Origin of the sequence: Paenibacillus terrae HPL-003 (assembly GCF_000235585.1) — a bacterium.
Classification (GTDB): domain Bacteria; phylum Bacillota; class Bacilli; order Paenibacillales; family Paenibacillaceae; genus Paenibacillus; species Paenibacillus terrae_B.
On the sequence record NC_016641.1, the window covers coordinates 5,205,858 to 5,231,801 of the forward strand.

Here is a 25,944-nt window from a genome sequence, read left to right on the forward strand (position 1 = left end):
CGCGTTATATCAACGTTCAACTCACCTTATTCTCAATCCGCAGCTTGTCAGCTACCATGGCAATAAACTCTGAGTTGGTCGGCTTGGATTTGGAGATATTAATGGTGTATCCGAACAGGTGAGAGATACTGTCGATGTTGCCACGTGTCCATGCTACCTCGATAGCATGACGAATGGCGCGTTCCACACGGGATGCCGTCGTTTTGAATTTTTCGGCGATTGCCGGATATAGTGTTTTAGTTATGGAACCCAAAATTTCGATATTATTGTACACCATGGTAATGGCTTCTCGTAAATATTGGTAGCCTTTAATGTGAGCTGGCACACCGATTTCATGGATAATGGCCGTAATACTGGCATCCAGGTTTTTCGTTTTCCCCATTGGCACCACATTAGACCGCATGGAAGAAACGGTCACCGGACTACTGCTAACTAATTGTGGTCCCACCAATTGACGAACACGGTTGGCAAGCACTTCCATGTCAAATGGCTTCAAAATATAATAAGATGCCCCGAGCTGTACGGCCCTTTGCGTAATATTTTCTTGACCGAATGCAGTCAGCATAATGATTTTCGGCTGTGGAGACAGGTTCATTTCTCTCAAGCGCTCCAAAACGCCGAGACCATCCAGATGAGGCATGATAATATCTAAAATGAGTACATCAGGTACGTTGCGGGATTCTGCGATGTGTTGGAGCACTTCTTCACCATTATAGGCGATTCCTGTAACTTCCATATCCTCCTGATCGGAAATATATTCGGCAAGCAAATTCGTAAATTCCCGGTTGTCATCAGCCAACAATACCTCAATTTTTTGCAATGTACTTCCTCCTTATTGAGTGTTATTCAGTTGGGATATCAGTTTACAGCAAATAAATATTTCTTGTCGGAGTATATGATTTCGACATCGAATTATGAATTCCTTCTGTCGAAAATTATTTTTATTTATTTTTTTTATTGTTTCCATTATAATTAATTCTTTAACTTGCTATTACGAGTTAATTCTTGGCCTTTCGACAAAAAAATCTTAAGGCCACTAGCTCGCCTTAAGATTAGAGGATGATTTCAAGCTTACGTTATTCTGCATGATTCCTGCATCGCGCAGCATCCATTCGATAAAGCAGCCGTAGCCTGATTTCGGATCGTTAACAAATACATGCGTCACAGCCCCGATGAGCTTGCCGTTCTGAATAATTGGGCTTCCGCTCATCCCTTGTACAATTCCCCCGGTCTTATCCAGCAGCTTTGGATCTACGATACGAATAACAAGTCCTTTGGTTGCCGGTTTATCCTGTTGAGAAATGTGTACGACCTCTGCCTGAAACCGCTGAATCTGCTGACCTTCCAATACAGTCAAAATTTCTGCGGGACCTTCCTTTATTTCATTCGCAAATGCCACAGGTATTGGCTTGGAATACAAACCATATTGCGGCTCATCTGACATCTTCCCAAAAATCCCGAAGTTCGTGTTTCGTTCAATATTGCCTAACACCCGATGATCCTTGAGAAAATGTGCGCGTTTTTCCCCAGGTTCACCACTTTGACTTTTCGCAATTGACGTCACATTGGATTGCACTATTTCTCCGCTGCCCACAACAATGGGAGTCTGGGTATTCATGTCGGTGATCACGTGCCCCAAGGCCCCGTATACCCCCTGATCCGGTGCGTAAAAGGTCAAGGTGCCTACACCCGCAGCCGAGTCCCTAATATACAGTCCAAGCCGCCATGCTTTGTCATCACGATCATAAGCTGGTGTTAGCTTGGTGGAAATCGTCTGCTCCCCTCGGCAAAGCGTGATGTCGAGCGGTTTTTTGTTCTTTCCTGCTTCCTCTACAGCCTCCGCTACCTTTGTCAGGCTATCCAGCGGTTTGCCATTCATATGGGTGATCCGATCACCGAGACGAATCCCGGCAGTCTCTCCAGGTGACACCTTGCGGTCCACACTTTCCTGAATAACATGATGACCAACAACAAGCACTCCTGAAGATTTTACTTTGACCCCGATCGTCTGACCCCCTGGATACACCTTCAAATCGGGGATCACGTTCTCTTGAGACGTCTTCACTGCATGGGAACCGAATAATTCCAGAGAAGCTTGTGAAGGCAGCGCTGCATGCACTTGCTTGGCGTTACCGATACAACAAATAAGAAAAACAAGCAAAAGACCGAGCAATTTGATCCTGGAGTAAAAATTCAATGGCTGTCACGCTCCCTTTGCTTCTTTCGCTTGACGAGTAAAGGTGGTCGCCAATTGCGTACCTATAAGGTAACCTTGCCCCCAGGCTTTTATAACTGTAAATCATTACGCCAGTCGCTCTATTCAGGCTTTCTTTCCTTCCGCCAAATTCAACATTTCCTGTGCGTGATGCAAAGTTTTTTCGGTAATTTCCACGCCGCCCAGCATACGTGCCAATTCCTTCACACGTCCGTCCTCATTTAACGCTTCAATTTGCGTCATTGTACGTTCGTCATGAACATTCTTCTCAATAAGGTACTGGTGATCTGCCATACATGCCACCTGCGGCAAATGAGTAATCGAGAATACCTGACAGACAGAAGACAAACGATACAGCTTTTCGGCAATGGATTGAGCCGCACGACCGCTTACCCCAGTATCCACCTCGTCAAAAATGAGTACCGGAATTTGATCATGACGTGCAAAAATACTTTTCATCGCCAACATAATACGGGACAGTTCACCACCAGAAGCAATCTTGCCCAGCGGACGAAGCGGCTCCCCCGGATTCGGGGAAATCAGAAATTCCGCATTATCGATGCCCTGCTTGGTTGGGCGTACCCGCCGACCTTTATATTCATATCCGCGCGGATCTTCAATTGGATCAATACGTACCTTGAGTGACGTTCTTTCCATTTGCAGATCCTTTAACTCCTGCTCTACCTGCTCGGCCAGCTCTTCAGCACAAATTTCACGCGCTTCTGTAAGCTCTTCCGCAATCTGGAGCAAATCCGAAAGCAACTCATCCCGCTTTGCAATTAATTGCTCCAGCCGTTCATCCTTATTCTCCAGCATATCGGTTTCCTGCTCAATACGGCTATAGTATTCCAAAATCTGCTCTATACTATCACCATATTTTCGCTGTAACCCGGTAATTTGATTTAGACGTTGCTCCACTTCATGCAGCTTGCCCGGATTAAATTCAATATCTTCACGATACGAGCGTAATTGGAACGCTGCATCCTCCAGCTGGTAAAAAGCAGATTGAATCTGCTCCGCAATGGGCTGAAGGCTTTTGCTGTCATAGCTTTGGACATCATTCAGTCTGGACAACACGTTATTGATCATATCCAGTCCGCCTCTGCCGCTTAGCAGATCGTAGGCTCCTGATATCCCATCCATCATTTTCTCACTATGGGATAGCTTGACCCGTTCTTCTGCCAATAATTCATCCTCTCCCAATTTAAGTTCGGCAGCAGCAATTTCCTCCAATTGAAACCGATACATGTCCAATAACTGATAGGCCTTTTGACTGGAACTTTGCAGCTCCCGTACTTCTTTTTCCGCTTTGACAAAAGCATTGTAGCGCTCTCTGTAAAGCGTTTTGACCGGACCGATGACCGAATCACCGAACGTATCCAGCAACGCCAGATGACGGTCTGCACGTAGCAAACTTTGATGCTCATGCTGACCGTGAATATTGACGAGTTGCTCACCCACCTCACGCAGCATCGTTAAATTGACCATTTGACCGTTAATCCGCGATGAACTTTTGCCTTGAACGGTCAGTTCCCGCCGAATCAATAGATGTTCTTCCGCATTCGCCTTGATACCTTGCTCTTCTAGCGTTGCCCAAACCGGATGCTTAACAGGCAGCTCAAACAGCGCCTCCATCTCTGCTTTATCACACCCATAACGGACCAGATCGGCGGAACCTCTGCCTCCAGCAATCAGACCGAGGGCATCAATAATGATGGATTTACCGGCACCTGTTTCTCCGGTCAATACGTGGAACCCTTTATAAAAGTGAACATCGACAGCCTCTACAACTGCCAAATTTCGTATAGATAAAGTGACCAGCATCGTTCTTTCACCTCTATGATGTACAAATTCAAACGTCTAAATAGGCCTAAGAAATCTTGTTCAGGAAATGTAGCCCATAAGACGATTCACAATGGCTTCGCTGTTCTCTTCTGATCGGCAAATAATCAAAATGGTGTCATCCCCACTAATGGTACCCATAATTTCAGGCCATTCAATGTTGTCCAATAATGCAGCAATCGAGTTCGCCGTTCCCGGAAGACACTTCATCACGATCAGATTGGTCGTATAATCAATATGTAAAAAGTTGTCGACCAATGTACGCTTCAGTTTCTGCGCCGGGTTATATCGCTGATCTGAAGGCATCGAATATTTGTACCTGCCATCATCCATCGGAACTTTAATAAGCAGCAGCTCCTTAATGTCCCTAGATACAGTGGCTTGAGTGACCTGAAAACCAGCCTTGCGTAAGGCTTCAACCAGATCGTCCTGCGTTTCAATTTCCCGTTGTGAAATAATTTCCCTAATTTTAATATGTCGTTGACCCTTCATAAAATCCTCCTATGGATTAACCTTCATATTCCTCTTCGTCGATGTCTTCCGCCAATGTAATAAGGCGGATATTCCGTTCGTCCGTATCAACGTACAATACGCCCGCACAGCCCGGATAAAGCAGCAGATAAGGCATAAGCCTGTCCCGCAAATCAGGACCATTCCACTCCATCGGTCTCTTGCGGCGTGACGTTTTGACCATATATGTTGAACCATTTCGCACAGCCACATAGTCTATAAACAAACGGCTATACACGGTATGTCCATTCACTTTAAAAGCAAGCGGTATTTTCATTTTTCCGCCCACCAGCTCATAACCCGCGTCTTCCAGCAAGTCCACAGCAGGCCCTTCGTCCAACTCCTCGTTAATCGGTATAGTCTTTAATACAAGTGGTCCCGGCTCCTTTAACCAGGTACGTAGACTGTAAAAAGCCCATACCGCTAATATTACGCCGATCACGACAATGATAACCGTATCATATCGCGTGTCCATGAATCGATCACCTCATGGACATATTCTAGGACAGGAAGTGAAATCCCTTTTCTCCTGTATATCTCATTATAGGCGAACGTGAGTTCGTTAATCAATCCCTCACACCAAAAAGAGGTTCCCTTAAGTTCACAGAACTCTTGAGAACCCCTGAATGTTACTTACGCGACGGACCATTATTGAAGGTCTGCCCTGCTTCCTGAACAGTAAGGTCAATTAACGGACGGAAATCAACGCTTTCCTGTTGCGGGTCTGCAATAGCAGGCTCATCCAAACGCCAATGTGCCAAAAATTCAATATTGCCTTCTCCACCCGTAATAGGAGAATAAGTCAATCCTTGCAACGAAAGTCCAAGCTCGTGCGAGAATGTCAGGATGGTTTGCAACACTTCTTTGTGCGTTGCGGGATCGCGGACGACGCCGGATTTCCCCACCTTTTCACGCCCAGCTTCAAATTGCGGCTTAATCAGAGCCACAATGTCAGCAGGCTGATGCAGCAACGCAAGCAATGGTGGCAAAATAATGCGCAGCGAAATAAAAGAAACATCAATACTTGCAAAATTCGGTACAGGACCGTTCAAATCCGCAGGCGTCATATACCTGAAATTCGTTTTCTCCATTACGCATACCCGTTCGTCATTACGAAGGGACCAGTCCAGCTGATTATATCCCACGTCAATGGCATATACATACTCCGCTCCATGCTGGAGGGCACAATCCGTAAAACCTCCGGTGGATGAGCCGATATCCAGCATCGTTCTGCCCTTCATATCCAGCTCGAATTGACGGATAGCCTTTTCCAGCTTCAAGCCTCCACGGCTTGCATATGGATGCACTGCACCCTTTACTTTAAGCTCGCTGTCGCGTGGTACCTTCATACCCGCCTTCTCGATCCGTTCACTGTCGGCCAGTACCAGACCTGCCATAATTGCGGCTTTGGCTTTTTCACGGCTTTCAAAAAAGCCTTGTTCTACAAGTAATACATCAATGCGTTCCTTCGGAACAGACATGTTAATCTCCCTTTAAGGCAGCTACGCTGCTTTTGTCATACTTTTTTATAAATATCAGCGTTGTCGCAAATTTTTCTATACCGATTGTCCCATGCTATACACTGGCTCGGAAGCCCATTTGCGAAGCTTAAGGCACACAGCTTCAACGGTAAGGCCCGCTTCTGAGCGTTGCTCCTTGATCGAGCCATGCTCCACAAACATATCGGGAATCCCCATCAGACGCACCTGTGCATTTTGCATTTCTTCTTTGGCGTAAAATTCCAGCACGGCGCTACCCAAGCTTCCCGCTTCAGAGGCTTCTTCCAATACGATCAGCTTCGTATGCTGGCGGGCCAGCTCACGCAGCATATCCTCATCCACAGGCTTAAGGAAACGTGCATTGACAACACCCACCTGCAAGCCCTCGCGTTTCATTGCCTCCGCAGCCTCTGTTGCCACCTGGAGCATCGGGCCTGAAGCAATTACAGCGTAGCCCTCACCCTTGCGGAGAAGCTCCCAACTCCCGATGGGTATAGCTTTCAGCTCTGTATCCAACGGCACACCAACCCCATTAACACGAGGATAGCGATAAGCAATCGGACCATCGTCGTAATCAAGCGCTGTTTTCATCATATGCCGCAGCTCGTTTTCATCCTTAGGCATCATAAGCACCAGATTAGGGATATGACGTAAAAATGCTACGTCGAACACGCCATGGTGCGTTTCTCCGTCAGCCCCGACAAAACCGGCACGGTCAATCGCAAACATCACATTTGCATTATGACGGCAAATGTCATGTACAATTTGATCATAAGCACGCTGCATAAAAGTGGAGTATACCGCAAATACCGGCTTCATCCCCTCCATTGCCAACGCAGCACACATAGTAGCCGCATGCTGCTCCGCAATGCCGACATCAATCATCCGTGTAGGGAATTCCTTGCTGAACGGCACCAGTCCCGAACCACCAGGCATGGCAGGCGTAACCGCTATAATACGTTCGTCCTTTTCTGCCAGCTCAATCAGCGTCCGTCCGAAAATTTCCGTATACATGGGGTTGCCCACAGCCTTGAGTACCTGACCGGATTCCATTTTGTACGGACTGATTCCGTGCCATTTGTGTGAATCTGCCTCTGCAGGCTTGTAACCCTTTCCCTTAGTGGTTACGACATGAACCAACACTGGGCCAGTGACGTTATCAGCCTGCTTGAAGGTTTCGATCAACTTCGGCAAATCATGTCCGTCTACCGGACCGAGATACGTTAGCCCCAGTTCCTCAAACAGCACGCCCGGCACCATCATATATTTAAGACTGTCCTTAACACGGCCAGCCGATTTGGCAAGTTTACCGCCGATAGCAGGTATTTTTTTCAGCAAAACTTCCAGCTCATCCTTTGCTCGCAAATAATAACGGTCCGAGCGGATTTTGCTCAAATAATTATGCATGGCCCCAACATTCGGCGCTATCGACATTTCGTTGTCATTCAGAATGACCATCAAATTTTTACGTTCATGACCAATATGGTTCAACGCTTCAAAGGCCATGCCTCCGGTTAATGCTCCATCTCCGATCAACGCAATAACTTTATTGTCCTCGCCCTTTAAATCTCGTGCCAAAGCCATCCCCATCGCGGCTGACAGAGAAGTGCTACTATGGCCAGCTTCCCAAACATCATGCTCGCTCTCGCTTCTTTTTACAAAACCGCAAAGTCCATCACGCTGACGAAGGGTATCAAAACGATCCATTCGCCCTGTCAATATTTTGTGCACATAGGCCTGATGCCCAACGTCAAAAATCATTTTGTCCTTCGGGCTGTTATAGCAGTAATGCAGGGCGATTGTGAGCTCAACCACTCCCAGATTCGATGCCAGATGCCCCCCAGTCACGGACAGCTTCTCAATCAAAAAGCTCCTGATTTCCTCGGCTAGAGAGTCCAACTCCTCAACCGACAGTGATTTCAGATCGCCTGGTTGCTTTATGTGTGGAAGCAGCACGCATATCTCCCCGCTTTCCTTCAAGTTTGTGTGTAAAGTTAACAAATATTATATCACACTATGTGACCTTGCTTAAACATTAGATAGGCCAATGATGCCTTAACCGCACTAATGATCACGCTTCATCAGGTAGTCCGCAATCTCTAGCAAACGCGACGAATCCGGTATACCGCCTTCAATTAACGCTTTTTTGGCAGATGCCGTGAGTTTCTCTACCTGCTGTTGGGATGCCTCCATACCGATAAAAAACGGATAAGTTACCTTTTCCTGTTCAACATCACTTTGCGTTTTTTTACCCATTTTGCTCTCATCGCCTATAAGATCCAGTATATCGTCCTGAATTTGAAAAGCCAAACCCAGGTCTCGTCCAAATTGGCGAAGCGCTTCTAATTGATTCTTGTCCGCTCCGCCGATCCGTCCACCTGCCAAGAGGGAGAAAATGATCAAATCCGCGGTTTTATGGAGATGGATGTATTCCAGTTCCTCGATACCTGTCATCCCCTGCTCTCCGGACATATCCGCGACCTGACCGCCTACCATGCCCCGTGCCCCGCTCATTTCGGATAGTTCCTCCACGATGGACAACAGCGCATCGGATGAGATTCCGTGACGACGACCCGACTGTACGACACTGTAAAAAGCGTGGGTCAGCAATGCATCCCCTGCAAGTACAGCAACCGCCTCACCATATACCTTATGATTCGTCAGTTTGCCCCGGCGATAATCATCATCATCCATGGCTGGTAAATCGTCGTGAATCAGGGAGTACGTATGTACCATTTCTACCGCACATGCTACTGGTAACGCGGCCTCCCGGCTTCCGCCGAATGCTTCGGTAGCTGCGATCACAAGCAGAGGCCGCAGGCGTTTTCCGCCTGCGTTGAGTGAATAATTCATAGCTTCACGGAGAACGGCGGGAATGCTCCAATGAGCTGGGAATTGCTCGGTCAATGCAGACGAAACCGCGTCCACCGTCCCGGTCAAATATTCCTTGAGCGACGATCTATTCAACGCCTTCACCACCGTTTTCATCTAACCCGCCGCCGAAAGGCTTCTTGCGAAAATCTCCATCTTCTTCCACAATCATTTCAATTTTACGTTCAACTTGCTCCAGCTTTTGACTGCAAAGCTGAGACAGCTTCATGCCACGCTGGAACAGATCAATGGCTTGCTCCAGAGGAACGTCTCCGTGCTCCAGTTGTCCGACAATTTCTTCAAGAGCGGCCATGGCCGCTTCAAAATTCAATTCCGTTTCATTCGCCACCGTGCTTCGCGTCCTCCTTCATTCCCCATACTTGGCAGTCTAATTGCCCGTCACTCACTTTAATCTTAATGGAATCTCCCGGCTGTACGTCTTTTAGCGACTTGATCAGCCGTTTCTCCTGCTCATCGTACACCAGGCTGTAGCCTCGCGACATGACCTTGAGCGGGCTAAGCGCATCCAACTGACGAATACCCGCGTGCAGTTGCTGCCGTCCCGTCTTGGTAATAGCACGCATCGCAGATTCCAGCTGACGCTGTGCCACATCCGTCTGCTTGCGGGCCGAACGGATTTGTTCACGCGGGTTAAACCGCTCCAGCACCTGACGCATGCGCGCGTTCTTCTCCACGTTCAAGCGCGAGCGGTTGCCTGCTGCACGAATGAGCCGCTGATGCAACATATCCATTCGCTCCGCATGCTGTAGCATATAGCGGCGCGGGTGCAGCAGCACCGGTGAGCGCCGAAGCCGGGTCAACCGTTCACGGCTGGTTTCCAGCCGCTGTCGGAGTGCGTTACGTAATCGATGTTCCCTCTGGAGTAACTGATCCCGCAACTCTTGCTGATGAGGCACAGCCAGCTCGGCGGCTGCGGTCGGCGTAGCCGCACGCAAATCGGCCACAAAATCCGCAATCGTAAAATCCGTCTCATGACCGACGGCCGAAATGACCGGAATCCCCGATGCAAAAATGGCACGCGCAACCGCTTCCTCGTTAAACGCCCATAATTCCTCCAGCGAGCCACCGCCCCGTCCGACGATCATCACTTGAACCTCCTGCATACGGTTCATGGCTTCAATCGCCTTAACAATAGCAGGTGCAGCACCTTTTCCCTGCACAAGAACAGGATATAGTACAATTCCAGCCTGCGGATATCTCCGTTGAAGCGTCGTGATAATATCGCGTACGGCAGCTCCAGTTGGCGAAGTAATGACACCAATTGTCGTCGGGTGAGCAGGCAGATTGCGCTTGCGGGCGCTGTCGAACAGCCCTTCAATATCCAACTTTTGCTTGAGCTGCTCATATGCAAGGTAGAGACTTCCCACGCCATCAGGCTGCATCTGGGTCGCATAAAATTGATATTGTCCATCCCGTTCATACACAGATACGTTTCCCCGGGCAATTACACGCGTACCTTCCTTTGGCACGAAGGGAAGCCGCTGATTATGGGTCGCAAACATAATCGAACGGATGCGGCTGCCCTCATCCTTGAGTGTAAAGTACATATGACCACTCGAATGATGCGTAAAGTTAGAAATTTCCCCACGTATCCATACGTCCGACAGCACCTGATCCGACTCCAGCTTCATCCGGATATAGCGATTCAGGTCTTTAATAGAGTAAATACGCTGTTCAGCCACAGGCAACCGCCCTTATGCCAAACCGTGCGACCGCTTGGCCGCTACGAGCGTATTTTGCATCAGCATGGTAATCGTCATTGGACCTACACCGCCGGGAACAGGGGTAATCGGACCGGATACTTGCTTCACGCTCTCAAAATCAACGTCACCCGCCAGTTTTCCGCTCTCCAGACGATTCATGCCTACATCAATGACCACTGCTCCAGGCTTCACGAACGAAGCATCAATAAAGTTGGCTTTGCCGATGGCAACCACCAAAATATCCGCTTGCCGACTCAGCTCGGCGATATTGGCCGTACGAGAGTGACACATGGTCACCGTAGCATTTTCGCGCTGCAACAACAGGGATACCGGCTTGCCCACGATATTACTGCGACCAATGACCACCGCATGCTTACCGGCAATTTCTATCCCCGCACGCTTGATCAGCTCAATGACACCGGCAGGAGTACAAGGCAGGAGACTATCATCACCGATGACCAGATTCCCCACGTTCACCGGATGGAATCCATCCACATCCTTCTCGACTGCAATGGCGTCAATGACTGCTTTTTCATGAATGTGCTTTGGCAACGGAAGCTGTACCAGAATCCCATGAATATTACTTTGGTGATTCAGCTTGTCCACCAGCTCCAGCAATGCTTCCTGCGAAGTATCCGCTGCCAACCGATGTACCTCGGAATAATAACCGAGATCATGACATGCCTTTTCCTTGTTTCTAACATATACCTGAGAAGCTGGATCTTCACCTACTAGTACGACAGCCAATCCAGGCTGAAAGTTGTGCTCCTTCAGACGGACGACCTCCTGCTGAATGCTTTCGCGAATATCCTTAGAGATTTGTTTGCCATCAATGATCGGTGCTGACATATTCAACCACTCTCCAACCTGAGTAAAATAATCTCAACTTAAAACCGTGCTTTCAGTTGCTCCAGCTCTTGTATAATCCGTCCCAGAACACCGTTGACAAATTTACCCGACTCCTCGGTGCCAAAATGCTTGGACAATTCAATCGCTTCATTGACTGCAACTTTAGCCGGAACATCCTCACGGAAAATCATTTCATATGCCGCCAGTCTCAAAATTTGGCGATCCACGCGGGAAAGTCTGCTGATCTGCCAGCCTTTAAGATAATCCACCAGAAGTTTGTCAATCACTTCCTTGTGTTCCCATGTACCCCGCACATGTTCCAGCACGTAAGCCCTTAACACTGCTGCATTTTTGATGACTACTTCCGCTTCGTTATCCTCTGCCGCTTCCTGGAGCAACATATCTACTGCTGCTGCTGCATCCACTTCATTCATTTCCATATGGTACATGCTTTGTACCGCTATTTCCCTCGCCAGACGTCTTTTCATGCCCTGCCTCCTACGCTTGCCTGTATCTTTTTTTTTCATTTTAACCAATTCCACAAAAAAAACCTGTGAACGCATCCTCCAAACGTTGGGCGCAAAGAAGCTACAGCTCTATTTTGGAGAAAGCGTATCACAGGGTTCATTTAAAAGGACGCCAACGCTGCGACAGCCAGTCACTCCATTCCTTCCAAGGGAGGAGGGAACCAAGCGCTGCGTCGCTACGTCTTCCTAGCGTATATCCGATGAACACCATCAATGCAAAGAACAACATATTCCAAAAGCCTGCCCACAAATAAATAAACCCGAAAAAAATGCCGGCCGTAATCCCCGTGATCCGGCCCTTGTAACTTCCCCATATTTCTTTCCAGGGCATCAGGGAAAATCACCTCTATTCCACACGACTCTTAAAGCTTGGTGACTGAGAAACATTGGCGATGTACACAGATACATTGGACACAGGAATTCCCGTAATTTCTTCCACATGGTCGTGTACCCCCTTTTGTACCTCGGAGGTTAACACCGGAATAGAACTTTCCCCGTCCACAACCGCCCGAATCGTAATATCAAGTCCAGATTCCAGCACGCGAATACGTGCTTTCAAATCCTGTATCCCACGAAATCTTGAGGCCGCTTTGAGACACAGATTCTCGATGGTATCCACTGAAATCTGAATGTCACCGTACTCCGTTCGTTGATCTATAGAATGCTGTACCGTTTGGTTCCGGCGAATGGAGATATAGAAAACCCGGAGACTCAAAAGCAGCAGCACTCCTGCAACAATCAGGCTGGTAAACCACACAATCCGCTCATCCTGAATGCTTAAGGCATACGGAATGGCCCCGCTCAGGAGGAGGATGGCGAGAATGGAAATAATTCCGATACTTAAGCTGTACAAGAACAGCAAAAGTCTATCCATAACTTTAGCCACGAAACGCACAGCCTCCTTAAATTAGAGTAAACCCTCGACCCTTAAGGGTCGGGGGTTTGTACAAAATATCGCTCTATTTAACCCGTCCGGCGCCCAGAACTTCCGGCTCTTCTACTTTTTCGGCACTTTTGAATTGAACATCATGAATTTGCACGTTCACTTCAACAACGTTAAGACCTGTCATGGTTTCAATGGAACGCTTAACGTTCTGCTGAATAGCAGCAGCCACCTCGGGCAGACGGTTACCGTACTCGATAATGACGGAGACGTCTACAGCTGCTTCACGCTGTCCGACTTCCACTTTTACACCTTTGGACAAATTTTTGCGGCCCAGCAGTTCGGCAAACCCACCTGCAAATCCGCCACTCATTCCCGCTACGCCCGGCACCTCAACGGTTGCCAATCCGGCAATGACTTCAATAACCTCCGGGGCAATCTGAATCTCCCCAATTTCTGTACGCTCGAATTCGGTTGGCACTGTGCTCATACCTTCAACACCTTTCGGTCAAAATAAGTTTCACTTCAGCTTTGGATTTCAAAGCAGACATGCTCACTTATTATCCATACTATATCATTTGGCGTTCATTATGACAAACTAAGGAAATATACCGATTAAACTTCGTTTTCCTCCAAGAATTTAATATCAAAATCACCCTTGACGAAGGTCGGATGCTCCAACAATCGTTGATGAAAAGAAATCGTTGTCGGTATGCCTTCAATAGCAAATTCGGACAGAGCCCGCTTCATTTTGGCAATCGCTTCCTGACGTGTAGGCGCCCACACAATCAATTTGGCGATCATGGAGTCATAATAAGGAGGAATGCTGTAACCCGGATAAGCTGCGCTGTCTACGCGTACCCCCGGGCCGCCTGGAGGCAGATAAAATCCAATCTTACCCGGTGCAGGCATAAAATTGCGATCCGGGTCCTCGGCGTTAATACGGCACTCCATCGCCCATCCATTGATGGTGACTTCTTCTTGTGTAAAGGAAAGCGGATGCCCCTCAGCGACCAAAATCATTTCCTTGATCAAATCCACACTGGTAATCATCTCCGTTACGGGATGTTCTACCTGAATACGTGTGTTCATTTCCATAAAATAAAATTGATTATCCGGTCCAAGCAAAAATTCCAGCGTTCCCGCACCGGAGTATTGTACAGCCAAAGCCGCACGAACGGCTGCTTGACCCATTTCCTCACGCACATCCTGCGAAAGTACAGGACACGGCGCTTCCTCCAGCAGCTTCTGACGACGACGCTGCACAGAGCAGTCCCGTTCGCCCAGATGCGCAACATTGCCGTGCTTGTCCGCTATGATCTGAATCTCCACGTGCTTCATACCGGTCAAATATTTTTCCAGATACACACCCGCGTTACCAAACGCTTTTTGCGCTTCCTGCTGGGCGGTAGTAATTTGTTGAATAAGATTATCTTCATCCTCAGCGATACGGATACCTTTACCGCCGCCACCTGCTGTGGCCTTGATGATTACCGGATAGCCAATATCGCGTGCAATGGTAATGGCATCCTGCAAATCCTCCACCAGCCCGTCCGAACCCGGAATGACCGGAACCCCGGCATCCTTCATCGTCTGCTTGGCGACAGCTTTATCCCCCATTTTGTTAATCGCTTCTGGAGAAGGACCAATAAACGTAATATTGCAAGATTCGCAAATTTCAGCGAAATCGGCGTTTTCAGCCAAAAATCCGTAACCTGGATGAATCGCATCACATTCAGTCAATGTCGCAACGCTCATCAGGTTCGTGAAATTCAGGTAGCTGTCCTTGGACAGCGTCGGTCCGATACAGTAAGCCTCATCTGCGAGACGCACATGTAACGAATCCTTGTCGGCTTCCGAATATACGGCAACCGTCGAAATATTCATTTCGCGGCAAGCGCGAATGATACGAACCGCAATTTCCCCACGATTCGCAATCAATACTTTTTGAAATGTCATGACTTTATCCTCCCTGGGAGCAGCCTGGCTGAACCCTCAAAACAGAGGGTTCAAGCGAGCGTCTTACTCCGGTTTCACAAGGAACAATGGCTGGCCATACTCGACCAACTGTCCGTTTTCGGCCAAAATTTCCACAATTTCGCCCTTCACTTCAGCTTCCAGCTCGTTCATCAGCTTCATCGCCTCAATAATACACACCGTTGTTTTCTCGCCTACTTTACTGCCGATACTCACATACGGAGCCGTATCCGGAGATGAAGAACTATAGAAAGTGCCCACCATCGGAGATACGATTTTATGTAGAGTGCTTGCGTATTCCTTAGTCTCCCCAACAGATGCATGTCCTGCATCGGACTGTGCTTGTGGATTCGGAATAGCAGCTTGCGGTGCCACTGTATAAGCAGGTGCTGCCACAGGTGCCTGTACCGTAACGATCTCGCTTTTGCCCGGTTTACGGATCAACAGGCGAGTTCCTTCATTTTCAATTTCAAGCTCATGTACAGACGTTTCATCCACCAGCTTGATCAATTCCTTAATCTCGCTTAATTTGAACATCTCTATTAATCACTCCTTCAGCATTTTGCCGGTTGCTGATAACATTGTTGAAACAGCTTTATGTATTATATCACAATCATTAAAAATAGAAAGAGCCCGGAAATGTGCAGAAATCCGGGCTTTTTCTCGATTTTTGTCTTATTGTGTAACATACTGGACGCTGATCTTGTCCTGTGTTACGTTCAGTTCTTTCATGACCTTATCGACGATCGTTACCGCTTGTTTGGCATCCAGTTTTTCACTCAGGACCACTACCTTGTATTTATCAGCATCTTCCTCACGGACAACTGCATTGGCAAACTGCTGCTGAAGCTCTTCCTCAATTCCGGTGATTTTCGCCTGTTTGTCTTCCAGCACATGCAATTCTTTTTGTGCTTCTGCGGCTTTCTTGGCAGTGCTATCGTTCATTGCAGTCGTCAGCTCGTCATTTTTCTTTTGATTCGCCACATCCCGCTCTAGCAAGTAGTTGTCGATAACCGCAGCGGCCGTAGGCTTCGCGGCTTGTTCCGTTGCCACCTGATCGAGCACCTGCTGGTCAGTTTTCGCGGTGGATGCTGTTTTGTCGTCACTTTTTGCCGCAGTATCCGGCGCGGTAGCAGTAGTATTTTGATCCGATTTAGCAGACTCAGCAGCCGGGGCAGCAGCCGTATCTTTATTTTCGCCTGTAGTAGACTCGGTAGCAGGATCAGTTGCGGCAGCCGTGCCCGTCTTCGCGGTAGAGGCAGTCCCTTCTCCGGTTACTTCTCCATTGGTTACCACTTCATTCACTTTCAGCTCGTTCAATTGCTCTTCTGCCTTGCCTGTCGTTTCCTGGGCGGTATCCTGCTTGACCTTGCTCACTTGCTCACTGTCCGCCACAGGCGGGTTAGCCGGGCTGGAGTCCTCCGTAAACAGATAGTACGCAGACAGCACGACCATTAAACTCAGCATGGACACCAGCCAAACAGTTTGTCTTTTATTATTCATGTTCCGTCCTCCAATATCATTAAATTAGGATTTTCATTTATCCCTGCTTATAATTTCAATCTATCCCTGCTTGCGCGGGACGACTGAAATTTTATAGGAAGGCACATTAAGCCCCTTCTGTACGGCATCCACAATCAACTTCTTCACGGTGGGGTTCTCTGCTCCCATCGCTACCACCAGCACTCCCCTCACCTGCGGCTTTACTTTTTTTGTAACAATGGGGGTGTGCTGACCTCCTGACGATTCATAGGTGACAATCTCTCCATCGCGTGTATATTGAGTGGTATGTCGCTGACCGCCATTGGCATCCGTCTCGTTATTTTCTTCCTGCATATCCTTCACATTACGCTGAACGATGACTTCCTCGGTGGAGTCAACTGTAACCATGACATCGACGGTTCCTACACCAACAATCTGCTCCAGCATCTGCTTCATATTATCTTCGAACACCTTCTCAATTCCGGCAAAGGAATTCTCCTCACCCCCCGTTGTCTGAAGTGCGGGTTCATTTTTCATCACGCCAGGCGGCTCCCGCCCTACGTTTTCCGGGTCCACCTTTTTCACATTGACGAACGAGTTAAAAAGCATGATCGCGACCCCGATAAGGCCGAGAATAAGCAGCCAGCGAAATGAATTGAACCTTTTGGGCCCGTCTGCCCCCCCACCCATCCATTGCTCCAGCTTTTTCATCCATTTGCCCATTTCTGCTCACCTCCTGTTACCATTCATGTGTACCGTTCTGCGAAGAAAGCACCTGAACATTTTTGCTGTCGACACCCCATTTTTCGTGCAACAGTCCCGTAATTAAGCCAAAAGTTTGCGTATCTGCTGTCTTTTCACCATCAGAGCCTTCCGCACGGTTGTTGGCACCCTCTAGCGTCCCATTCTCTTGATCCGATGCTTTTACAGGTGTTGGCTCTATACGGATATTTACTGCTTTTTCAGCTACAGGCTCTACCATAATCGGCTTGGAGTCCGCACCTGGCCGGGCATTCGCGCTTTTCTCCTCACGCCCAGCCTGCTGCTCCGCCAACTTAACCACTACCGACTGAATTCCCGTTCCAGCCTCCAGATCAGACGCTCCCTGTTTCATCTGAGCAAGCGTAACCTGAACCGATTGAATCGCTAACCCGGTACTCTGCTCCAGCTGTCCCTTGATTTCCTTGGCAACCTCTTGGCCAGCCCATTGCATGGAGCTTTGCTCCTGTTGCCGCTTCAACTTGTTGCCTTTTGCTAATATTTCCTCCAATGTCGGTTCGCCCTTACCCGTCTCTGCCTGCCGTTGAAGATCAAATGCGCGCCCCAGAAGCTCAGAGGGACTGGTACTCAGTAAACGCACGACCGGAGAGAGTAGCGTCAGCAGAATAAGTAGGCTGAGTACGAGCTTGACATACCTTTCCATGGAACGGCTTGGCAAGATCATATCGACAAAAGAAGCCAGCAGCACAATCAGCACCAGTTCCTTAAGCCAGCCTCCCAGCCAGGTCACGTCACTCCCCTCCCCCCGTTTGATTTTTGATCATTCACTCACCTCATCATGACCGTCATATTGCCTGCCGCAAGCATGACCGTAATCGCAAGGAAGGACATTAAACCCACTGCCGCCAACGCTGCGAAGACATAAATCATGCTTTTACCGATTGCGTCCAGGCATTCCACAATAGGTGTATCTCCCAAGGGCTGCATAATCGCTGCTGTGACTTTATAGATCAGGGCCAGCGTTAGAATCTTGAGGGCAGGAAAGGCACAGAGGAATAGGATAATGATGACTCCCACCAGACCAATGGCATTTTTCACGAGCAACGAAGCTGAAATGACCGTATCTGTCGCATCTGCCAGCGCCTTGCCAACCACCGGAACAAAACTGCCTGTAATATACTTGGCCGTGCGGATCGTTAATCCGTCAGTTACAGACGACGTCAAACCCTGTACCGAAATGACTCCCAGAAAAATGGTCAGCAGCACCCCCAGCACCCCCACTCCGGCGTTACGCAGCAGATCGGCTAGCTGGGTCAGCTTGTATTTGCCCGTCAGGGAGTTGACCAGATACAACACCGCCGAGAAGAACAGCAGCGGGAACACCAGTGTATGAATGACCGTCCCGACCGTGTTGATCATAAATATAATCAGCGGGTGGGTGACCGAAACCGTTACGACGTTGCCCATCGAGGCCAGCATGGTAAACAGCAGGGGCAGCATCGCCATCATAAAGTGAATCATGCTGTCAATGGCTTCCTTTGCATAACCGATCGCTACACTAAAGCTGTTAATCGCCAGAATGATAATGACCATGTAGACAATCGCGTAGGCGACTTTGCTGACCTGATTACTTTCAAAAGCGCTTTGCAGCGTTTCCAGCACCATACTCATAATGCTGAGCATGACAATGGTGACGAGCAGCTTGGCATTAACTCGAATTTCGTGGATGAAAAAGTCAGCTATGGCGCTTAATACACCTTTAATGCTGAACCCTTCACCGCCCGGAAGCAGCATATCCATGAAGGAGGGCGTTTTCTGATTAGGGAAAAATCCGCCATATTGCTGCATCAGCCCGTCCCAATAATGCTCTACCTCATCTTTGGGCATCTGCTCCGCCTGTTGTCTGATCCATTCATTCGTAGGTGTATCTGCAAACATGACCACAGCCGAGGCACACCAGAGACATAGCAGCAAAATGGCAACCACTTTGAGATTCGGCATGCCCTCCAGCCTTTTCATGGCATCACCCCCTCAGGCGGGCATCAGCTTCAGAATCGTGTCAATAATAATACTGATAATCGGGATCGCCAGCACCATAATGAGCACCTTTCCTGTAAGCTCGATTTTGGAGGCAATCCCGTCTTGTCCCGCATCCCGAACCACCTGCGCTCCAAATTCGGCAATATAAGCGATACCGATAATTTTTAGCACTGTTTTAAAATAAATCATATCCATGCCCGATGACCTTGCCAGACGCTCCAGCACAGCAACCACGGACCCAATCTTGCCAATTAACAGTAAAAAAATGATAATTCCCGCGGCTGTCGCAATCAGAAAAGCAAACATCGGCTTCTGTTCCTTAATGACCAAGATAAGAACTGTGGCAATCAGGGCGAAGCCGACCACCTGAATGATTTCCATGTGTCCACCTACTGAAAAAGAAAGATAGATTTAATCTCTTGCAGAAGGTTATCCAGCATTCGTACCACCATGAACAGCACTACAACAAAACCAATGACCGTTACCCAGTGGGCCATGTCTTCTTTGCCCATTTGCTTGAGTACGGTATGAATCATGGCGATAATAATGCCAATTCCGGCAATCTGAAAAATAGCGTTCACTTCTAAATTCATTCGAGCACCCCGCTAATAGATCAAAATGACGATCAATGCTCCGATCAGCAGTCCCAGGCTTCTGCTCATGCGCTCGTATCTCACCTGATCCGCCTGCGCCTGCGCTTCCTCATGGGATAGCTGCTGGATAGTTAGCGCAATGTGCTTGATCTGGTCTTCACGGTCGCTGGTTCCGAGACTGTAAGCAAGCTGTCGCATCGCTTCCTTCTCGGCCTGCTGCATACTGGAGCGGCTCCACGAGGCTTCAATCGCTTTATGCAGGCTTTCTCTGGCGGTCAGCCCAAAGGAGGGGTGCATCCAGTGTGAGGCTTGCTTGAACAAGGTTCGCAGCGGCTCCCGCAACGGCTCTCCCGTCTTGGCAAAAGCATCCGGCAGCGGGGACACCCCGTAGGAAACCTCGGTGGTCAGCCTTTGCAGCGCGAGAATCAGCTCCCTGATCTGTCGCGGTCTCAGCGCAAACTGCCTTGCCCGCTGCCAGCCAGCCAGCGTAGCGGCGAGTATAACCAACGCGGCCCCCAGTAGCTTAAGCATAGGATATGCCTCCGTTCTGCCCTTCCCCAGACAGTGTCAGCCTACGCTGTTTGGCATCTGCCAACCGGAAGGAGACACCCCGGCTCGTCCGCTCCAGCATGACGTAGAGCTGAAACAGCTCCTGTCCTGTAGTCAATCCGGCAAAAGCAGGCCGGGTCGCCATTTCAGCCACATCACGTCCATGTGCGGAAGCAATGACTGCGATCCCCGCATGGAGTGCTTCACGCACCGCCTCGGCATCCTCCGGTCGTCCGATTTCATCGACGATCAGCACATCTGGCGACATGGAACGAATCATCATCATCATGCCTTCTGCTTTCGGACATCCATCCAATACGTCAGTTCGAGGTCCGACATCAAAACCGGGGATTCCCTTGTGACTTCCGGCAATCTCCGAGCGTTCGTCTATAATGCCTACCTTGAGCCCGCTTCGACGCCCCCCATTGCTTTCCAGCCCCCCATAGCTTAGTTGCCGGGCCAAGTCCCTAAGCAGTGTTGTTTTGCCATGCTGAGGTGGGGATAAGATGAGGGTATGAAGGATTTTACCGGACTTTCGATCCGCTACATAAGGCAATATGCGATCAGCTATACCGGGAATCGCCCGAGCAATTCTTACATTAAAGCTGCTTATATCCCTCAAATGCTCTACTCGTCCCCTGCTAAGCACCGTTCTCCCCGCCAACCCGATTCGGTGACCCCCGGGAATGGTGATAAATCCTTTGCGAAGCTCCTCCTCCATGGTGTACAGGGAATGATTGCTGATAAAATCCAGCAAACGGTGGGCATCCTCCCGGTCTGGCTTATAGGCTTCCATATGGTTCAAAGTCAGCCGACCGACGGACGTTACAAAATGATGTTCACCATTCGTATTAATTTCCAGCGGCCTTCCTTCCCGGACCCGAATTTCTTCCAGTTGCTTGAATACCGTTTCCGGAAGCTTTCCGAGCATACCGTGCAACGGTTCGGGAAATAACTCCAGCCATTCCATACCGATGCCGCCCCCTCAAAGTTGTCCTTTTTCTTTAAGACAAGTCTATGGCTGACTCTCGCTTTTTATGCCGAAAATATATCGAAAACCTAGTCGTTGATTTCAAAGCTCCTATCAGACCTCAACAAACATATTCCCCGCCACCTAAAGCGCCTTCGTGGAATCTGCAAAAATCAAAAAAAGCACCCCGAAGCCTTGACGGCTAAGGGATACCCTGGAACTAAAACAATAGATTCACAATAAAAGAGGCTGCCCTTCAGCCCATCACTCGCTGAAAAACAACCTCTTAACCTACCGCTATATTCTATGATTATAAAACTATGAATTAGGAGGCGTACAATGCATCTGCCGTTACACTTGGTTGCTTCCGTTCAATTACCGACGGTCCTGCGGTCCACCTACAAATGCTTGCTCCTCAGTATCCAGATTGTACGCTGTATGCAGCGCCTGAATAACCCCATGGAGTTTGCCAGCCTCGATCACACACGATACCTTGATTTCAGATGTACTTACCATTTTAATGCTCACGCCTTGTTCTGCCAACACAGCAAACATTTGCGCTGCAACGCCTGGATGGCTGACCATACCAGCACCTACGATGGATACTTTGACGAGGTTTTCTTCAGACGTCACTTCACGGTATGGAAGCTCTGTGCGAATGCCTTCCAACGTCTTCAAGGCTGCTTCGCGATCTGTTAGAGCCACTGTAAAGGAAAAGTCTGCTTTGCCAGCCTCAACACCGCTTTGCACAATAATGTCTACATCAATTTTGGCTCCCGCCAGCGTTCCGAATACTTTCGCCAATACACCAGGAGTATCGACTACGCCCAAAATACTGATTCTTGCTACATTTTTATCATATGCAATCCCACTGACTACTACGCCCTGCTCCATTACTGCATCCTCCTTTACGACCGTTCCTTCATTATGGTTAAAACTGGACCGCACAATCAGCGGCACCCGGTTATGTTTCGCATATTCTACCGCACGTGGATGCAATACTGCCGCACCCAGATTGGCTAATTCCAGCATCTCATCATAAGAAATTTCTTTCAGCTTACGGGCAACTTTCACAATCCGTGGATCTGTAGAATATATGCCATCCACATCCGTGTAAATTTCGCAAGCATCCGCCTGGATCGCCGCCGCCAGCGCAACCGCCGTTGTGTCAGAACCACCACGTCCCAGCGTCGTAATATCTCCTTCAGCAGACATCCCCTGGAAACCCGCAACCACGACAATTTTATTAATGCTTAGTGCATCCAGTACCCGCTGAGGTTGGATGTCCGTAATTCTCGCCCGACCATGCTCGGATTCGGTACGGAAACCAGCCTGCCACCCCGTAAACGATACCGCCTCATGTCCCAACTGCTGAATAGCCATCGACAACAAGGCAATCGAAATTTGCTCGCCAGTCGTCATCAGCATATCCAACTCACGTGCAGGCAACTGCTCATTCAGTAATTTGGCCTGGTCGATCAGTTCGTCTGTTGTGTCCCCCATCGCAGAAACAACAACTACACATTGATGCCCTTCACTCTGTTTCTCAACAACGCGTTTTGCCACGCGTTTCATGCGCTCCGTATCACCGACGGAACTGCCTCCGAATTTCATGACATACAAAGACAACGATATTCACTCCCTCAGACTCAACAGTATGTAACCTTGAGATGGCACAACCGACTTTGAACGTGACATCCTACGGCATAACTTTAGTACAGTATAATACGAAAGTGCTATGCGGAGCCAATGTTTTTTAATAACAGTTGTTCATAACAAATAATCCTCTGTCCTTGACAAGGACAGAGGATATGAAGAAGCTAGACCATTTTATGCGCGGGAAATATATTTACCATCACGTGTATCAATCAGCAGTACATCATCCTGGTTGATGAACAAAGGAACCTGAACGTTCAGTCCTGTTTCAACTTTAGCATTTTTGGTAGCACCTGTAGCGGTGTTGCCTTTAATGCCTGGCTCCGTGTCAATAACCTTCAGCTCTACGCTGTTAGGCAGGTTAATCCCGAGAATTTCACCATTATAGCTAATGATGTTTACATTCATGTTTTCTTGCAGGAAGTTAAGTTCCCATTTCAGTTGATCGCTGGTAAGTGTGAATTGATCGTACGTTTCGTTGTCCATAAATGTATGCTCGTCTGCACTCGCATAGAGGTAAGACACGCCACGGTTTTCAATTTGCGCGCGGCCAATCGTTTCACCTGCACGGAATGTACGTTCAACAGTGTTGCCGTTACGCAGGTTTTTTAGCTTGGAGCGCACGAATGCCGCACCTTTACCTGGTTTTACGTGTTGGAAGTCCAGCACTGTAAAAATATCTCCGTCTACCTCGACGGTCAAGCCTGTTTTGAAATCATTAACGTTAATCACTAAAATACCCCTCCTACAGGACTGTTATCGTTATTAAACGACTGTAAATTCTTTGCTTGAATGTGTTAATACCTTGATGCCGCTATCTGTAATAACGATATCATCCTCGATCCGCACGCCGCCCAATCCAGGTACATAAATACCTGGTTCAACCGTTACAACCATGCCAGGCTCCAGAATATCATCGCTTGCCTTCGACAGACGCGTGGATTCATGAACTTCCAGACCCAGACCATGACCTGTGCTATGTCCGAAATTGTCTCCATAGCCATGGCTTGCAATAATATCCCGTGTCAGCGCATCCGCTTCACGGCCTGTCATGCCCGGCTTAATATGTTCCAACGCGTGAAGCTGCGCCTTGAGCACAATATCGTAGATCTCACGTAGCTGCGGCGACAAATCCCCTTGTGTAGCTACTGTACGTGTCAAATCGGAGCAATAGCCATCCAGCAGCGCACCGAAATCAAACGTAATCAGTTCGCCCGCTTGTACCAACTTGGAGCTGGCTACACCGTGAGGCAGTGCCGAACGAACCCCGGATGCTACAATCGTGTCAAATGAGGAAGACGTAGCTCCCTGCTTGCGCATGAAGAATTCCATTTCCAGATCCAGCTCACGCTCGCTGACACCCGGTTTGATGTAAGGCAAAATGTGTGCAAATGTAGCATCTGCCAAATCCGCCGCCCGCTGCATCACTTCCAGCTCTTCCGCATCCTTGTACACCCTTAGCTTTTCTACAATTCCCGATACCGGAATCAATGTAACAGGGGACAAATCTTCACTGTAAGCTTTATGCGTCGCAACAGATACATGGTCCTGCTCGAAGCCTGTTTCACCGATCTGATGGGAGGACAACAGCTCTTTCACCGTTTCCATGACTTGCGCAGCGTGCTGCACCACGGTAAAGCCTGCCGCTTGTTCGGCCGCCTGTGTCATATAACGAAAGTCGGTCAGCAGATAGCTGTGAGATTCCGTAATCAGCACATAACCCGCCGAACCAGTGAATCCTGTCAAATATCGGCGGTTGACAGGGCTTGTAATCAGTATAGCCCGCAGATCATGCTCGCCCAGCGCCTGCCGCAGCTTTAACACCCGGTCATTCTTCATCTTTCATCCCGCTCCCCTCTGTCAAATAACCAAATGCTATTTTAACACAGGCGATAGCCGCTTGAGAAGTTTTTGTTGCGCTCAGTCCCCAGCTTTCTCAGGCTCGCGTTTTCTCTCGTCCGTATACTCAACAGCAACGGTATATCCGATAAATAGCCCCCACAGTATAAACACACAAATTTCCGTATATATGGAATTCCAGGTCAAACGATGAAGCGGATTCATCATCCCAAGCTTGGGACCTGTCAACACGAATAAAATAAGCCACCAGACCAGACCGTAAACGATGCCAGGCAAAGGTCCCTTATATCTACGAAACATCAATGTGTACACCAGTGATGCTACAACTGATAATGCCATAAAAAACAGTAAACCCACCAGATGCCCCGCCGTCGTTTTCATGAACGAATGCTTGAAAAAAGGCTCTGCCAAAAACCCCGGTGCGACTACCGTAAAATGCAATGTATAAAACAACCAGCGCAGCAATCCCCAGAGCAAGCCCGCAAAAAAGCCCAGTTCGAGTGCAAAAGGAATAAGAGGCGTATGTATTTTGCCCGACTGCTGCCTGCCTCTACGGCTGTTATTATTGTTATGGTCGCGTTGATCCTGAGATTCGCGAGTTTGCTCCTGATCATGGCCTGCCTTGGGTATGGAGTAGGTTTCACTCATGTTGTTTGATCCCCTTTCAAGATGCAAAACTTTTTCCATGCTAAAAGGATGACTTTTATTGGCACATGAAGAAGGCTGCATTTCCGATGGATTCGTGTATCATTTTGCTGGTAGTATGCTCCGATGGAGGTTAGTTTAACACGGAACTTGATGAGTGGTTTTTACATATGGGGAAGTGCTGGAAGTGCTGCTGGGGTGGTGACTCATTATGTGTGCATATGTGTCCGCTACGAGAACGGATCATTCTTCCGATCGCTGTTGCCTCCAGATTTCTGATTTATACCCTCAAGGGTAGGAATCTGGAGGCAAAGGCGAACGCTGCCCCTTCTTCAGAACGATTCCGTCCTCTTCGCTACTTTTTGTGATTGTGCCACTTTTTTGCTGTTCAACATCTAACGAACATTAGGAAAGAAACGTATTTACGCTAATATTGAATAATTCAAAAGCTCTGAAAATATAATTTGGAAAATAGAAGCAAAAGCACAACACGCCTTTTTAGCATTTGAAATCCAACTTCCCCTCCCCCAAC

The 25,944-nt window shown here is 48.5% G+C and carries 29 protein-coding genes; all 29 read right to left on the reverse strand.

Annotated elements, in window-relative coordinates; translation table 11 throughout:
* Positions 1-16: 16 nt before the first annotated feature.
* The 29 genes from spo0A to HPL003_RS23265 all read right to left on the reverse strand — a co-directional run bounded on the left by spo0A (position 17) and on the right by HPL003_RS23265 (position 25,415).
* Positions 17-820, reverse strand: coding sequence for a sporulation transcription factor Spo0A (spo0A, locus tag HPL003_RS23125; protein ID WP_014282214.1), 804 nt, complete (start codon positions 818-820; stop codon positions 17-19).
* A 216-nt stretch (positions 821-1,036) separates the two neighbouring features.
* A complete protein-coding gene (spoIVB, locus tag HPL003_RS23130; RefSeq protein ID WP_014282215.1) occupies positions 1,037-2,197 on the reverse strand; it encodes a SpoIVB peptidase in 1,161 nt (386 codons plus the stop codon).
* Between the two features lie 123 nt (positions 2,198-2,320).
* A complete protein-coding gene (gene recN / locus HPL003_RS23135; RefSeq protein ID WP_014282216.1) occupies positions 2,321-4,039 on the reverse strand; it encodes a DNA repair protein RecN in 1,719 nt (572 codons plus the stop codon).
* A 60-nt stretch (positions 4,040-4,099) separates the two neighbouring features.
* Complete coding sequence (gene ahrC, locus HPL003_RS23140; RefSeq protein WP_014282217.1) at positions 4,100-4,549, reverse strand: transcriptional regulator AhrC/ArgR; 450 nt, start codon at positions 4,547-4,549, stop codon at positions 4,100-4,102.
* 16 nt (positions 4,550-4,565) lie between these two features.
* Positions 4,566-5,042 (reverse strand): hypothetical protein, encoded by a 477-nt coding sequence (locus HPL003_RS23145; protein WP_014282218.1) that lies wholly within the window; start codon positions 5,040-5,042, stop codon positions 4,566-4,568.
* Between the two features lie 154 nt (positions 5,043-5,196).
* Entirely contained in the window at positions 5,197-6,048 is an 852-nt protein-coding gene (locus HPL003_RS23150) for a TlyA family RNA methyltransferase (protein ID WP_014282219.1), read from the reverse strand.
* A gap of 75 nt (positions 6,049-6,123) precedes the next feature.
* Complete coding sequence (gene dxs / locus HPL003_RS23155) at positions 6,124-8,022, reverse strand: 1-deoxy-D-xylulose-5-phosphate synthase (protein WP_014282220.1); 1,899 nt, start codon at positions 8,020-8,022, stop codon at positions 6,124-6,126.
* Between the two features lie 108 nt (positions 8,023-8,130).
* Complete coding sequence (locus HPL003_RS23160; protein WP_014282221.1) at positions 8,131-9,054, reverse strand: polyprenyl synthetase family protein; 924 nt, start codon at positions 9,052-9,054, stop codon at positions 8,131-8,133.
* On the reverse strand, positions 9,026-9,286 hold the full coding sequence (gene xseB, locus HPL003_RS23165; protein ID WP_014282222.1) for an exodeoxyribonuclease VII small subunit: 261 nt from the start codon (positions 9,284-9,286) through the stop codon (positions 9,026-9,028). Before xseB ends, HPL003_RS23160 begins: the two co-directional genes overlap by 29 nt.
* Complete coding sequence (xseA, locus tag HPL003_RS23170) at positions 9,276-10,640, reverse strand: exodeoxyribonuclease VII large subunit (protein WP_014282223.1); 1,365 nt, start codon at positions 10,638-10,640, stop codon at positions 9,276-9,278. The genes xseB and xseA overlap by 11 nt, the downstream gene beginning before the upstream one ends.
* A gap of 12 nt (positions 10,641-10,652) precedes the next feature.
* Positions 10,653-11,510 carry a bifunctional methylenetetrahydrofolate dehydrogenase/methenyltetrahydrofolate cyclohydrolase FolD gene (gene folD, locus HPL003_RS23175; protein WP_014282224.1) on the reverse strand — a complete coding sequence of 286 codons (858 nt, stop codon included), beginning with the start codon at positions 11,508-11,510 and terminating at the stop codon, positions 10,653-10,655.
* 38 nt (positions 11,511-11,548) lie between these two features.
* Positions 11,549-11,998 (reverse strand): transcription antitermination factor NusB, encoded by a 450-nt coding sequence (gene nusB, locus HPL003_RS23180; protein WP_014282225.1) that lies wholly within the window; start codon positions 11,996-11,998, stop codon positions 11,549-11,551.
* A 136-nt stretch (positions 11,999-12,134) separates the two neighbouring features.
* Positions 12,135-12,368, reverse strand: coding sequence for a DUF2273 domain-containing protein (locus HPL003_RS23185; RefSeq protein WP_014282226.1), 234 nt, complete (start codon positions 12,366-12,368; stop codon positions 12,135-12,137).
* Positions 12,369-12,383: 15 nt separating this feature from the next.
* Complete coding sequence (gene amaP / locus HPL003_RS23190; protein WP_014282227.1) at positions 12,384-12,923, reverse strand: alkaline shock response membrane anchor protein AmaP; 540 nt, start codon at positions 12,921-12,923, stop codon at positions 12,384-12,386.
* A gap of 73 nt (positions 12,924-12,996) precedes the next feature.
* Complete coding sequence (locus HPL003_RS23195) at positions 12,997-13,410, reverse strand: Asp23/Gls24 family envelope stress response protein (RefSeq protein WP_014282228.1); 414 nt, start codon at positions 13,408-13,410, stop codon at positions 12,997-12,999.
* A 125-nt stretch (positions 13,411-13,535) separates the two neighbouring features.
* Complete coding sequence (gene accC, locus HPL003_RS23200) at positions 13,536-14,879, reverse strand: acetyl-CoA carboxylase biotin carboxylase subunit (RefSeq protein ID WP_014282229.1); 1,344 nt, start codon at positions 14,877-14,879, stop codon at positions 13,536-13,538.
* Positions 14,880-14,942: 63 nt separating this feature from the next.
* Complete coding sequence (gene accB / locus HPL003_RS23205; protein ID WP_014282230.1) at positions 14,943-15,434, reverse strand: acetyl-CoA carboxylase biotin carboxyl carrier protein; 492 nt, start codon at positions 15,432-15,434, stop codon at positions 14,943-14,945.
* Between the two features lie 138 nt (positions 15,435-15,572).
* Positions 15,573-16,400 (reverse strand): SpoIIIAH-like family protein, encoded by an 828-nt coding sequence (locus HPL003_RS23210; RefSeq protein ID WP_014282231.1) that lies wholly within the window; start codon positions 16,398-16,400, stop codon positions 15,573-15,575.
* Positions 16,401-16,460: 60 nt separating this feature from the next.
* Positions 16,461-17,102 (reverse strand): stage III sporulation protein AG, encoded by a 642-nt coding sequence (gene spoIIIAG, locus HPL003_RS23215; protein ID WP_014282232.1) that lies wholly within the window; start codon positions 17,100-17,102, stop codon positions 16,461-16,463.
* Positions 17,103-17,118: 16 nt separating this feature from the next.
* Positions 17,119-17,889, reverse strand: coding sequence for a stage III sporulation protein AF (locus tag HPL003_RS23220; protein WP_014282233.1), 771 nt, complete (start codon positions 17,887-17,889; stop codon positions 17,119-17,121).
* Positions 17,890-17,927: 38 nt separating this feature from the next.
* Positions 17,928-19,118: a stage III sporulation protein AE gene (spoIIIAE, locus tag HPL003_RS23225; RefSeq protein ID WP_014282234.1), complete on the reverse strand. Its 1,191-nt coding sequence runs from the start codon at positions 19,116-19,118 to the stop codon at positions 17,928-17,930.
* Between the two features lie 12 nt (positions 19,119-19,130).
* Positions 19,131-19,520 (reverse strand): stage III sporulation protein AD, encoded by a 390-nt coding sequence (spoIIIAD, locus tag HPL003_RS23230; RefSeq protein WP_014282235.1) that lies wholly within the window; start codon positions 19,518-19,520, stop codon positions 19,131-19,133.
* An 8-nt stretch (positions 19,521-19,528) separates the two neighbouring features.
* A complete protein-coding gene (spoIIIAC, locus tag HPL003_RS23235; RefSeq protein WP_010345636.1) occupies positions 19,529-19,732 on the reverse strand; it encodes a stage III sporulation protein AC in 204 nt (67 codons plus the stop codon).
* Positions 19,733-19,744: 12 nt separating this feature from the next.
* Positions 19,745-20,263 carry a stage III sporulation protein SpoIIIAB gene (gene spoIIIAB / locus HPL003_RS23240; RefSeq protein ID WP_014282236.1) on the reverse strand — a complete coding sequence of 173 codons (519 nt, stop codon included), beginning with the start codon at positions 20,261-20,263 and terminating at the stop codon, positions 19,745-19,747.
* Complete coding sequence (gene spoIIIAA, locus HPL003_RS23245; protein WP_014282237.1) at positions 20,256-21,251, reverse strand: stage III sporulation protein AA; 996 nt, start codon at positions 21,249-21,251, stop codon at positions 20,256-20,258. Before spoIIIAA ends, spoIIIAB begins: the two co-directional genes overlap by 8 nt.
* Positions 21,252-21,626: 375 nt before the next feature.
* On the reverse strand, positions 21,627-22,880 hold the full coding sequence (locus HPL003_RS23250; RefSeq protein ID WP_014282238.1) for an aspartate kinase: 1,254 nt from the start codon (positions 22,878-22,880) through the stop codon (positions 21,627-21,629).
* 201 nt (positions 22,881-23,081) lie between these two features.
* Positions 23,082-23,639 carry an elongation factor P gene (gene efp, locus HPL003_RS23255; protein WP_014282239.1) on the reverse strand — a complete coding sequence of 186 codons (558 nt, stop codon included), beginning with the start codon at positions 23,637-23,639 and terminating at the stop codon, positions 23,082-23,084.
* 33 nt (positions 23,640-23,672) lie between these two features.
* A complete protein-coding gene (locus tag HPL003_RS23260; RefSeq protein WP_014282240.1) occupies positions 23,673-24,746 on the reverse strand; it encodes a M24 family metallopeptidase in 1,074 nt (357 codons plus the stop codon).
* Between the two features lie 81 nt (positions 24,747-24,827).
* Positions 24,828-25,415 carry a YqhR family membrane protein gene (locus HPL003_RS23265; protein WP_014282241.1) on the reverse strand — a complete coding sequence of 196 codons (588 nt, stop codon included), beginning with the start codon at positions 25,413-25,415 and terminating at the stop codon, positions 24,828-24,830.
* Positions 25,416-25,944: the final 529 nt, after the last annotated feature.